The organism is Pedobacter hiemivivus, from assembly GCF_005144565.1.
GTDB lineage: Bacteria > Bacteroidota > Bacteroidia > Sphingobacteriales > Sphingobacteriaceae > Pedobacter > Pedobacter hiemivivus.
In genome coordinates, this window is the sequence record NZ_SWDX01000003.1 from 458,146 (window position 1) to 471,426 (window position 13,281).

Genomic DNA, 13,281 nt, shown 5'->3' on the forward strand with positions numbered 1-13,281 from the left:
ATTCTAAAAGTTTGCGCTTAGTCCAACTGTAAATACTTTTTGCTGGAAATAATACCTGGCACGTTTACTGGCGCTGCTGACACCGATTTCCGGATCAAGAAATTTCTCTGCCGAGAATGTCAGTAAATTTTGTGCGGAGCCAAAGACCCTGATGGAAGATATTTTCAGCTTATTCATGATACTTTGAGGAATAGAGTATCCGATTTCAAGGTTTTTTAGTCGCAAATAACTTCCATCTCTCTGCCAGAATGAAGATACCTGCTGGCTATTGGTATTAGGTGATGGAAGAATTACAGGGTAAGTTGCATCCCTGTTATCCGGGGTCCAGTAATCCAATTGCTGCCTAAAGATCTTAGCACCGTTAAAGAAAGCATTTGAGGCCTCATTGGTCAGCTGAAAGCTACTTTGCGCAGCACCCTGCCATAACATTCCCAAATCAAAACCTTTGAATTTTACATTTACTGTGGCTCCGAATATCATTTGAGGGAAAGCAGGTTTCCCTATAACTACCAGGTCATTGTTATCTATCTTTCCATCTCCGTTTACATCATCATATTTAATGTCTCCCGGCATAAGCTTACCAAATTGTGTTGCCGACGCATCGATCTCCTCCTGAGTTTGAAAAAGACCCAATGCCCTTAATCCAAATTGTGTATCCAGCGGACGTCCGGTGAGGCGTCTTTCGGGATTATTATAAGTATCAGCATTTTCAAAAGTCTGGATCACCTTATTCTTCGCATAGGTAAACGTCATCCCTCCATCTATACTCAAACCATTAGAAAATGTATGGGCAGTGTTTAGCGACAAATCAAACCCCTTATTGTCCATGATCCCGCCGTTGACCTCCGAAATTCCTATACCATACTCTATCGGAACCACTGCAGTGGGTTGAATCAGCATATCAGAACGTCTTTCTTTGAAGAAATCCAATTCGAAGCCCAATTTCCCATTAAAAAATTGGCCTTCTAAGCCAATATCAGCTTTCTTAGCGGTTTCCCAGGTAATGTTAATGTTCGGCTCACTTCTTTCAAAAACGCCCTGCACCTGTGAATACTGTGTACCGCCAAAACCGTAGCTGCTGTTTAAACCATATGAACTTAAATATTGAAAAGGGAGACCTGCAAGATTTCCGGATACGCCATATGACCCTCTTAATTTCAGATTGTTTATCCATTTAAAATTGTCTTTTATGAAGTTTTCCTCAGACAATCTCCATCCTAAAGAAGCTGCCGGGAAGAAGGCAAACCTTTTGCCCGGAGCAAAAAAGTAATGACCATCATACCTTCCGGAAAATTCGGCAAGGTATTTTTGAGAAAAATCATAACCCAATCTATACACGAGACCACCTTGTTTGCTCCTCGATGAAGAACCCGCATTGTCCAGATCAGCTTTTGATGAGCTACCTGAAGAAAGCTCATCCAAATTCACCTGATAATTTAATCGTGATGCGGAGAACTTATTGTCATTGCCTTCACGCTGTTCGGCCACTAACAATGCATTTATACTGTGCTTACCAAAGGTATTGCAATAAGTAATGTACCCCTGTAGCGTAGTGTTTACAGATTCGTTAAACTCCTGAGATAAAGATGGAGCAGTTACTCCTCCCTTTTTTTCTACAAATAGCCCCTTCGCATCTAAGGTATAGAAGCTATATGGTATTTGCCATTGTTTATCTGTTCCATAACTTTTATCATATGCAGCAACCACCTTCAATGAGAGTCCAGGGATAAAAGGGATTTTTTGTTCAACAGATAACTGTGAGAATAAAGTGTTGTTGCTATCTCTCTTATATCCGCTGTCGTAAATAGAGGGTAATAAAGAATTGCCAGGTAAGCCATTGCTAAACTTTACAGGTGCTAAAAGCAAGGGTGCATTTTTTGTGACTGATGTATAAATGCCATTTCCTGAATTTGAACCTGGGTTCTTCGTGATTTCAAGTCTGCCTTTCAAATCAAGGGATATGATGGTCGACTTTGTCGCATTAATATCCACATTTGATGATAGGTTATATTTTGAATAGTTTATGGTTTTAACTGAACCTTGCTGATACAAATAACCTAAAGAGCTAAAAAACCTGACTTTATCCGATCCACCAGAGAATGTCAGATTCTGATTGGCCATCGGTGCACCAAAATCAATAACCTCTCTCATCCAATCTACATCAGGATAATGATCCGGATCAGAGCCATCTTTAAATTTCTGCAATTCAGCATCTGTATATGCTGGTTTTAATCCTGCATTTTTATTGGCTATATTTAAAGTAGAGGCAAAATCAAATGAATTTAAATAATCAGGATATTGAGTTGGCCGTTGCACACCATACCAGGAACTAAAACCTAATGAAACTTTGCCTTCTTTACCTCTTTTTGTTGTAACCAAAATTACCCCGTTTGCTCCGGCTAATCCAAAGGGCGCGATCGCTGCCGCATCTTTCAATATCGTTATACTCTCAATCTCATTAGGGTTCAGCTCTGAAAAGCTTCTTGGAATCCCGTCTACCACAGTTAATGCATCACTATTACCTTTAGTTCCGATGCCCCTTACCTGGATTGTTGCCTTATCAACTCCCGGCTCTCCGCTGCCTTGAAAAGCAATAACTCCGGAAACACGGCCTGCAATACTATTATTGATACTTGCAACGGGGTTCTGAGCGATTGTCTCTCCTTTGAGTGTCGATACCGCTGCTGTTGTCGATGTCTTTTTCTGGGTACCATATCCAACAACAATCACTTCAGTAAGGCTTTTTAACTCATCCAATAAGGTTATGTCCAAATTATTTCTGCCCTTCAAAGGCAATTCCTGAGTCTGGAATCCTATATAGGTAATTACCAGAGTTGAATTATCAGGCGCATCAATCCTGAACTTGCCATTACTATCTGTTACAGTTCCTGTATTTGTTCCTTTTACTTTTACGGAAACACCGGGAAGTCCCTCACCTTTACTGTCTTTCACAAATCCATTTACAGTAAGAAATTTGAGGTCACCCGATGTCGTTAAAGCAATTACATTATTAGGTAAAATCTGGTACCGCAAATTTACAGGCTGCAGCATGGAATGAAGAATCTCTGAAATACCCTTATTGCCATTTGTGATCAGCGCAACCATTTTATCTAATGGAATCTGCCCGGCATTATAAAAAAAACGGTAGTCACTGGCTACCTCGATCCTTTCGAGTGCCTTAGATAATTTTATCTTTTTAATATCAAATGAGAACTTAGTCTCCTTCTGTGAATACACTTTTGCAGATAACTGCATGCAAATCAGAAAAATAGCCATTAAAGTGAGCTTCATCGTTCTTTGAAATTGCTTACCCTGAAAAGGCAATAAAAGCCTTTTATTTAGTAATTTTTTTTTCATACTTTTATTCATTATGTTTTTTTGGAAGTTTCTTTTCAAACAGCACTTCCAGATATATCTTAATTTTTTGAAAGAGGAATGTTCCCGCATTTCTCTTTCTTATTTCCGGATAGCTTCTAACCGGAACCCTTCCTATCTGCTAATAATTATTTTTTCATTATTTCGTATGAATTTAAATGGTGCAATAACCTGCAAAAGCTTTAAAGCTTCATCTATATTTTCGTTTTTGAAAATCCCTGTGACCCTATAGTTTCTTACTACTTCATCCATCACAATTATTGTGACATTATATCTTCTTTCCATCTCTTTAGTCAGTTCTCCGAGCTGCTGGCTTCTGAAGATAAGTTTATCGTTCACCCATGCGGTCTCCACGATATCGTCAGTGGTTGAAAAGGGCATTATTTTATGGACTTCAAAAATTGGTGAGGACTGCTCTTTTTCAGAATTGTTATTCACAACAGCCTGTTGATTGTACAGAATAAATTTTTCCCTTGGCCTCATCAGAATTTTCTGAGAAGGATTGTTTTTGAGGACAACTTCCACTGATCCCTCAATCAGGGTAGTCTCCGTTGTGACACTGCCTTTATAAGCTTTTACATTAAAGGTAGTACCCAGATCTTTTATATCTGCTTCAGCTGTATGCACCACAAAAGAATGTTCAGCATTATGAGTAACCTTAAAAAAAGCCTCTCCGATTAATGAGACCTCACGGCTTTCCATACTAAAGTTCTTCGGGTAAATCAGCTTACTGCCTGAGTTTAGCAATATCTGCGTTTTGTCCGCTAATGTAACCTGCACTTTTATACCTTTAGGAGCAATGATCTCGTGCATCGCAACTACCTGGGGCTGTGGAACGGTGTAGTAGGATGTAATGAATGGAAATACTAACCACAACAATAAAGCAGTAAAGAAAGATCCCGAGGCAACCAACCAGTATTTTTTTTTTCGCGAACGGTGATTCTCAATATTGTCATCATTTGGGGATGGCCCCAACTCCTCAAGCAACAAATTTTGCAACTTTTGATGATCCACTTCCTTTATAAACAAGGATTCAATTTCCCTGATAAACTCAGGAGGAACATCGTCCAGGCTAATTACTGCTAACAATAATTCATAAGTATACCATAATTCCGGATCTTCTGAAAGTAAGCTTTCCATCTCAATCTCTTCTTCTGAAGTAATAGAGCCGGATAATTTCTTACCCATCAATATCCATATCTTATTCGTATCCTTCATTTACCAGTAGTGTTGTTTATAAGCTTCATTACTAGTAAGACTATGCTTATTTAAAATTCTACTATAAGTGTTATGATTTTTTTGTTAATACTAAAATCTACTTGTATTTTTTGAACGTGACTTCTTTCTGATTGAAAATATTGACCGTGTGAATCAATCTTTTTAATGCGATTGCTAACTGTACATCGATAGTATTTACAGAAATATTTAACTTTTCAGCAACGTCTTTATTCTTCAGGCCCTCAATACGTATCATCTCGTAAATAAGCTTACACCGGGGAGGTAAATCATTTATTGTTATTTTTATCCTTTCCTGCAGTTCGCTTGAAATGAATATGCTTTCAGGATCATAGGCAGTAAGTCCTGCTTTTTCAGATGATACATCTGTTATAAGATCCTGCTCCCTTTTATGTTTAGCTATAATTGTTAAACATAAATTCCGTACGGCTGTAAAAAGGTAGATCCGCAGATTATTTATCTCTACCACATGCTCACGCTTCAACCAAATTTTATATAATACATCATAAACAACCTCTTCCGCCGGCTCCTTCGCTTTTAAAAATCCCGTAGCGAATTTTAATAATAAAGCATAATATTGCTCATGCAGAAATCGATATGCATCGTCTTCCTTGTGTTTAGCGATAAGATTAATAAAAGTTTCCTGAACAGTTTGACACATGACTGGGCTTTTAATTATGTGAGGATTTATGTTAGCAAGATCAGTAACCAATGTTATTTCAACATCAAATGAACATTTTTTCTTTGTTAAAGAACACAAGCAGTTAAAGCACTGGATATTAGTCAAATTGAAAAAACATCACTCAACTTTGACAAACAACTTACTCACTATTTTAAAAGTCCCGTCTGTAAGATTCCTCAAAACTGCGGTAATCATATGGTTACCTTTTGGAAGAGCTTCAGCCTGATACAGGTAATAAGCATCACTGGTATCACCATTCCTTGCTTTTAGGGTGACCAGTTTTGCTTCAATGGCTTTGCCGTCCATCTCCAGCTTCTGCAACGTGACTACCGGGGATTTCAAATTTTGCTGTGTACTATTCCACCAGCAGCGGATGCGAATGGCCATTCCTTTATCCGGATGGCCGGCCTCAAATTGATCCCCCGGAGTTAATACCGTTACAGCGGCCCATGGACGAAGGGCCATGTCCTTATTGTCCCACCACCGCCAATTGTTTTGATTCTTTATGATAAATGCATGGGCAGCAGTTGTACCTCCATAGATTTTTGTCTTATGATTACTCACGATGTCATGCCTTACCGCAGCAACCCAATTGTTCTTTAAAGCGGTGATCATCCCTTCATATGTAGGCGCTTTGGCGATAAATACTGTCCGGTGGTTAACCAACTCATTTGACCACCACCATGCTTCAGTACCATGAGCATCCTGTAAAGAAACCAATGGCAGGCGGTACCGATACTCAGCCAGATAAGAAAGTCTGACCATAAAGTTCTGGGTAAAATGCACCGTACTGAGCGCCAGATAGCCAAAGTTGTTAATCGATTCATCAATCAGCATACGGGCCAAAGGTTCATTATTGCTCACCTGCAGGATCAATCCACCGCGGGCATCTTTCAACTCCTTCAGTGTTGTATTTTTAAATTCATCAAATGTGGAGCTGTCAGGGAAATGAACAGGTGTTTTCGCCGGAGCAATATAATCCAGTATATGGTCAAAAGACCCCATCCCCGGAACGGCCAGTAAATTATCATGGGGCTCATCGGAAATAAAGAAAGTCACTGGAACTTTCTTTTCGTCTGCGATCTTCTGGGCGGCATCAACCCAGCCTTTTACTGCATATTTCACACCCCAGAGGTGGATCTTCAGACTGTCGGCCAGCATTACCGCCTCCTGCGGACTCCCCTGACCATGAGCCTGAAATTGTACCGTATAAGTTTTATAACCTGTGAAATCAGGCTGAGCCTCTATCCTGGCTTTAGGTCTGGGAGACCGGTCAAGAGCTGAAAGCGCATTCAGGGTTTTTAACGCATCAATGGCATAATAAGAGGCAACAGGCGTGGAATGAAGGCCGGGCCGGTCGCCAAAACCGCCATCGGCATTATGCAGGGATAATAAATAACCAATCACAGCCTGGATATTCTTTGGTTTTGCAGCCAGCATTTGCAGGGCTTTTATTCCTGCCCAGGTATAAATCACATCGTCATTGACCCCTATTTTAGGATTCGGCTGATGCGTAAAACCGCCGTTTTTTAACTGGCAGGCCTGCAGCCAGGCAATGGTTTCGGCAGTTAAGGTTTTTGAACCGGACAGGGCATTTTGGGCATAAAGGCTCCAATAGGTATTTAAAATATTCCCATCCCCTCCGGTCGAAGCGGGAGCATTGTTGAAACTCCCGTTCGGGCGGCGGCAATGCTCCAGGTACTGCAAAAATGCAGCACTGTTCTGCATGGGCAGCCCCAGTAATTTACTGCAGACAGGTGTCATGGTTTCCTGGAATAATCCGCCATAACCATGGCTTTCATGGTTACCTAAGACACCTGCCTGAGATTTCCAGTCTTTTACTTCTTCATTAAAGGAAGACACATCTCCCCCCAACCATAAAATAGCCTGAACCTGCTCATAGGTATAATTACGTAAAGTTGATATGCTAGGACTGGCTCCGTAGTAAGGTAACTTCTGAGGATGATGCGTACGAATAAACTCCTGCAAGTGGAGTCTATCTGCAGGAAGTGTATCCAGCTTATATAATATTCCGCAAACAGCAAAAGTTGGGGTTAAATGCGAATCGTCCTGATCTTCCCAGCCATAAGCACCATCGACTTTATATAGCGTTTGAATGTAATTCAGTAGTTCCTTTTTCCAATAGCTTTGGGCAAAAGCTATTCCTGGTAAGTTACAGCAACAAAGTAGCACCAAAACAAACTGGTATTTTCTATTCATCCTGTTTAAATGACTTGCTCACTATTTTAACAGTACCATCTGCAATATTTCTTAAAGTAACAGTAATTACATGATTACCTTTCGGAAGATCTTCAACCGAATACAGGTAATAAGCATCACTGGTATCACCATTCCTTGCTTTTAGGGTGACCAATTTTGCTTCAATGGATTTGCCGTCCATCTCCAGCTTCTGCAGCGCAACGGCGGGGGATTTCAAACTTTGCCGTGTACTATTCCACCAGCAACGGATGCGAATGGCCATTCCTTTATCCGGGTGACCGACCTCAAATTGATCTCCGGGAGTTAATACCGTTACAGCAGCCCATGGACGAAGGGCCATGTCCTTATTGTCCCACCACTGCCAGCTATTTTGATTCTTTGTGATGAATGCACGGGCAGCAATTGTACCGCCAAGCATCCTGGTTTTGTCATTACTAACAGAATCATGCCTTACCGCGGTAACCCAATTGTTCTTTAGAGCGGTGATCATCCCTCCGTATGTAGGTGCTTTCGCGATGAATACTGTCCGGTGACTAACCAACTCATTTGACCACCACCAGGATTCAGTACCGTGAGCATCCTGTAAAGAAACCAGCGGCAAGCGGTAGCTGTACTGCGCCAGATAAGGCAGCCAAAACATGAAATTCTGGCCAAAATGCACCGTACTGAGCGCCAGATAGCCAAAGTTGTTAATCGATTCATCAATCAGCATACGGGCCAAAGGTTCATTATTGCTCACCTGCAGGATCAATCCACCGCGGGCATCTTTCAACTCCTTCAGTGTTGTATTTTTAAATTCATCAAATGTGGAGCTGTCAGGGAAATGAACAGGCGTTTTCGCCGGAGCAATATAATCTAGTATATGGTCAAAAGACCCCATCCCCGGAACGGCCAGCAAATTATCATGGGGCTCATCGGAAATAAAGAAAGTCACTGGAACTTTCTTTTCGTCTGCGATCTTCTGGGCGGCATCAACCCAGCCTTTTGCTGCATATTTCACACCCCAGAGGTGGATCTTCAGACTGTCGGCCAGCATTACCGCCTCCTGCGGACTCCCCTGACCATGAGCCTGAAATTGTACCGTATAAGTTTTATAACCTGTGAAATCAGGCTGGGCCTCTATCCTGGCTTTAGGTTTGGGAGACCGGTCAAGAGCTGAAAGCGCATTCAGGGTTTTTAACGCATCAATGGCATAATAAGAGGCAACAGGCGTGGAATGAAGGCCGGGCCGGTCGCCAAAACCGCCATCGGCATTATGCAGGGATAATAAATAACCAATCACAGCCTGGATATTCTTTGGTTTTGCAGCCAGCATTTGCAGGGCTTTTATTCCTGCCCAGGTATAAATCACATCGTCATTGACCCCTATTTTAGGATTCGGCTGGTGCGTAAAACCGCCGTTTTTTAACTGGCAGGCCTGCAGCCAGGCAATGGTTTCGGCAGTTAAGGTTTTTGAACCAGACAGGGTATTTTGGGCATAAAGGCTCCAATAGGTATTTAAAATATTCCCATCCCCTCCGGTCGAAGCGGGAGCATTATTGAAACTCCCGTTCGAACGGCGGCAATGCTCCAGGTACTGCAAAAATGCAGCACTGTTCTGCATGGGCAGCCCCAGTAATTTACTGCAGACAGGCGTCATAGTTTCCTGGAATAATCCTCCGTAACCATGGCCTTCATAATTTGCCAGCACGCCTGCCTGAGATTTCCAGCTTTTTACATCTTCGTTAAAAGAAGATACATTGCCTCCCAACCATAAAATAGCCTGAATTTGTTCATAAATGAGGTTACGCATATTTGATCCGCTTGGCCCGGCTTCTCCGCGCGGTCCATTGCCCAGGTAATAACTGGTGGTTGTATTTGTTCCTTTTTGAGGATGATGGGTCCGTATAAACTCCGCCAGTTGGCTTTTATTAGCTGGAAGTTCGTTTATATCATATAAAATACCTGTTACAGCAAAGGTTGGGGTTAAATGTGAATCGTACTGATCCTCCCAGCCATATCCACCATCAGGTTTCGACAATTTACCTTCAATATAATTTAACAATTCCTTCTTCCATCCACTTTGCGAAAATACATGCAGCGGTAAAAAATTCATTATTAATAACAGGGCGGAACCAAATATTATTTTCTTCATCTCCATGTATCTAAAAAGGTTTACCATAAATACCTGTTATTCAGATTCAGAGTGATCGTTTGATTTTGGTGCTGGCAGGGTATGTCCCAGCATATCTTTATTAGGCACGAACCCATTCCCGTCAATATCCACAAAAATAGGATTTGATAAAGCAATAGGCATGCTGTGTTTTTTACCAAGAACTATCGCAATATCCTCTTTGTCGCCATAAGCCATTACGATGATATGGGCATCCTTTGTAAGGGTAACCGGAATGGTTCTATTGAATACTTCGGGTGAGCTGGTAAAAAACGATGGGTTTTTCGTTCTGTCAAATTTTAGTGCGGGCTCTGCTTTCCCGTTCACCAGTACCTGCACGGTATTGATCTTACACCAGTCGGCCGCTAAAACTTTCACCATAACATTTACCTTACCCCCTTGTACCTTAACATCTTCACCAGGAAGGGCGCCATTAATGCTAACCGTCATAAAGGGGCTATTACTCATAACTACATGACCTTTTTTAACCTGCATGGCCATTTCGATTGAATCTATCAGTTCAGGTCTGTCCTTTTTGGTCATGATATAATTAAAGATAGATCCTGAGGCATTACCGACAGCATGTCCATCCGAGTTGGCAACGCCCAGGATTCTGTATCCCAGGTTTAACATCTGCAGCCACTGGAAGGAGCGGGTATTCACATTCCCTCCATTCACAGCTTCCGGTAAATCCAGCATACTCTCCCGTATCTCCATTACATCAGTAAACTTTTCAGTTCCAAAACCTTTATCTGCAACACCATCAGCATTTTTATCAAAATAAAGCAGGCTGATCACCGGATGGTTCTGTTGCATCAGCTTAAATTTCCCGCCATCATAATCATACAGTCGTTTCATCTGGACGTAAGGGTCTTTATCTGTTTTCGGTGCACCGTACCCTCTTAGCTCTGGCTGCAAGCGCAGCGGAAATCCGATCTGATGGTTTATACTTCCCGGACCTGGCCTTCCACTCAACTCGATACCGGTAGAGGATGCAATGAACTTCTGTAAGTTCAGATCTTTGATTACATTTGTATAAGTACTTATCCTGTTGTGCTCAGTGGCTGGGGCAAATTCAACTCCCGATGCTGCCATATTGATCACCCTATCCTTAATACCTGCGTTTGAATCGCCGCTTCCAGTGGTGTGATTGTGAAGATCACCGATAATATAACCCGGAGTTGAAAAAGCACGTTTCAGTGTAACCGTTAGATTTTTCAATTCGCCCGGCACTGCAGCGCATTTTAAGATTTGAATATTGTATTCAGGTCCGTGAGAAACTACTATTTGGTACTCCCCTTCTGGAACTGGGACTGAGAAGTCACTGCTGTTGGAATAATACAGGTGCAGCAGCCCATTACTACGGGTTGCAGGGCCCAGGTCCGGATCTTTAGTTCCGTTTATACCCTTAAATTCCAATTTTACCGGAATAAAATTGCCCTCACCGTCTTTAACTGTAAAGGCTATCCTTGTTTCTGGTTTTAACAGGAACGTACGTTTTTGCGAAGCCGACTTTATTTCTAATTTTTCTGAAAGGTCATTATGGCCTGGCTTGGAGATCAGTATGTTATAATTCCCATCGGGGGCCAAAACAGTAGCCAGCCCCTTAGCATTTGTAATGGCAGATGTGATGATTTCGCCTTTATCATTCCTTACATCCACAAATACACCGGCGAGATTTTTTTTGCGGGTATCCATCACCAGAACATCTGTTTGTGAAAGGTCTTTTCTCATTCCGGATTTGATTTGCTGAAATTGCAGATCCGCTATAGTCTCTCCGGTCAGGAAATTTCTGGAAATTACGATCTCTTTGCCTGGAAGTAACGAAACAGGCTCTTCGGGCTGAGCCGTTAATCCATCATAGTATACCCGGTGTCCTAGTGTAATCAGATTTCTTTTACCCTTTTTAACTGAGGTAAACATATTCCTGTCTGGTGATGAGATTCCGTAAGCTGCGTTATACCATTTATTATTGATAAATGCCAGATTTCCATGGCCAGATGGAGTTAACTCATCCAGCAGGTTATCGCATCTTATAAAATCATAAACAGGTATTTTAATTTCAGCAGAAGAGGTATTTTTATACACAGTTTTCACCTTCAAAAAGGCATCGCCGTCTGCAAGTGAATAAGTTGTTTCCGCAGTAAACGGTTCCTTTTCAGTAGCGTATTTCACTGCTTTCAATCGGATCTCTTTTCCGTTTGCCTCCAGAACAATAATGGTATCTGCAGATTGAACATCAACCCTTGCGCCTTGTGGATAATAAACGGTCAGCTGATCATTATTTGCTGATAAGGTTGTAAAATCGATAACTGCACCCTGGATGGATGAAACCATCTGGTTGGCTTCACGATCATGTGAAGCATTCGCGATTACGGCTACAACTTTATCATTTTTCAGCACCCAGTCCCCTATCATTGCATCTACCTCTTTACCTTTGGGTAAAATTCGCAGGTTATCTTTGGTTAAGCGCACTATTTCTGCTGCCTGGGAACAATAAGTAGTAAATACCAGTAATAATGCTGGTAACATTTTTCTTGTCAGAATCATTTTCAGATAAATTATTATAAGTACTTGATCAATATAATAGACGGAGGAAACTGCTGAATCTACTAATACATTCAGGTTTTTATTTTTTACCCTCTCAATCCCTTTTTACAATACGCTAAACATTTACGAACCTCTTCCACAGTATCGCCTCCTTTATATTCGTATTCTATATTTGCAGGTATAGGCCATTTATTATCCCTTATCAGCTGCAGGGTTTTTGTTATTGGTGTATCCCCTTCCCCTAAAGGCATATTAAGTCCCTGTTGCTTTTTACGGTCCTTGATATGGATACTGAGGATCTTTTCATGGTTATTTTGGATATAATCCACCGCATCAAAACCCGCAGCTGTGAAGTGCCCGATGTCGAGATTAATCCATAAATATTCCGACCGTCCTTTCATAGCACGCGCAAAACTATCCGGTGAAGAGAATTCATTAGGCCTATCTGTATGCGAATGATTGTGCATCGCCACGATCATTTTATATTTCTTTGCATATACGTCCACCCGTTCCATCACACTCACTGTGGCTGAAGTCGTTATGGCATTCACGCCAAGCGTTTGTGCGATCTTAAATGCCAGATCAAGATCTTCGTCTGTGATGCCATCCTTTATTCCGGCATTATAGGCCTGAATGCTTATACCGGCCTGGTCAAACTTTAGCTTTATTCCTTCAATTTCTTTCATCGACAAGTGCTCACGCCAGGCTTTTAATTGTTCTCTTTTGTTTTTAACCTCAGCAGTCGTTTGTCCGGCCGCCCATTGCAGCTGACGCGGTTCTACATGTCCTTCCCATAATTCGCAGCTTTTTGCGCCAAGCTCCTGCATTGCTTTAATAGCATCATCCAGGGAGCGGTCCCTAAAGCTATAGGTCTGAACGCCCAGCATAAGCCCCAGCTCTTTTGCATCCTTTGCGGCTCCTGTTTCTTTCAGGGATCCCGATATCACAGCAGCTGTTTTACACGATGCAAAAATTGAAGAAATAAATACTCCGGAAAGACCAGTTAATACCAATCTATTCCACGATCTGCGCGTTAATTTTTCAGGCATATTAGTTTGTGTTATCA

7 protein-coding genes are annotated in these 13,281 nt (G+C 41.7%); all 7 read right to left on the reverse strand.

Features of this window, described 5'->3' with window-relative positions:
• Positions 1-3 precede the first annotated feature (3 nt).
• Positions 4-3,357 (reverse strand): SusC/RagA family TonB-linked outer membrane protein, encoded by a 3,354-nt coding sequence (locus FBD94_RS09115; protein WP_169472259.1) that lies wholly within the window; start codon positions 3,355-3,357, stop codon positions 4-6.
• 132 nt (positions 3,358-3,489) lie between these two features.
• Positions 3,490-4,593: a FecR family protein gene (locus FBD94_RS09120; RefSeq protein ID WP_136879973.1), complete on the reverse strand. Its 1,104-nt coding sequence runs from the start codon at positions 4,591-4,593 to the stop codon at positions 3,490-3,492.
• A gap of 97 nt (positions 4,594-4,690) precedes the next feature.
• Positions 4,691-5,272, reverse strand: coding sequence for an RNA polymerase sigma-70 factor (locus FBD94_RS09125; RefSeq protein ID WP_136879974.1), 582 nt, complete (start codon positions 5,270-5,272; stop codon positions 4,691-4,693).
• Between the two features lie 138 nt (positions 5,273-5,410).
• Positions 5,411-7,513, reverse strand: a complete 2,103-nt coding sequence (locus FBD94_RS09130; RefSeq protein WP_136879975.1) for a prenyltransferase/squalene oxidase repeat-containing protein — start codon at positions 7,511-7,513, stop codon at positions 5,411-5,413.
• Positions 7,506-9,608: a prenyltransferase/squalene oxidase repeat-containing protein gene (locus FBD94_RS09135; RefSeq protein ID WP_169472260.1), complete on the reverse strand. Its 2,103-nt coding sequence runs from the start codon at positions 9,606-9,608 to the stop codon at positions 7,506-7,508. The genes FBD94_RS09130 and FBD94_RS09135 overlap by 8 nt, the downstream gene beginning before the upstream one ends.
• A gap of 75 nt (positions 9,609-9,683) precedes the next feature.
• On the reverse strand, positions 9,684-12,197 hold the full coding sequence (locus FBD94_RS09140) for a CehA/McbA family metallohydrolase (RefSeq protein ID WP_136879977.1): 2,514 nt from the start codon (positions 12,195-12,197) through the stop codon (positions 9,684-9,686).
• A gap of 104 nt (positions 12,198-12,301) precedes the next feature.
• Positions 12,302-13,264, reverse strand: a complete 963-nt coding sequence (locus FBD94_RS09145) for a sugar phosphate isomerase/epimerase family protein (protein WP_136879978.1) — start codon at positions 13,262-13,264, stop codon at positions 12,302-12,304.
• Positions 13,265-13,281 lie beyond the last annotated feature (17 nt).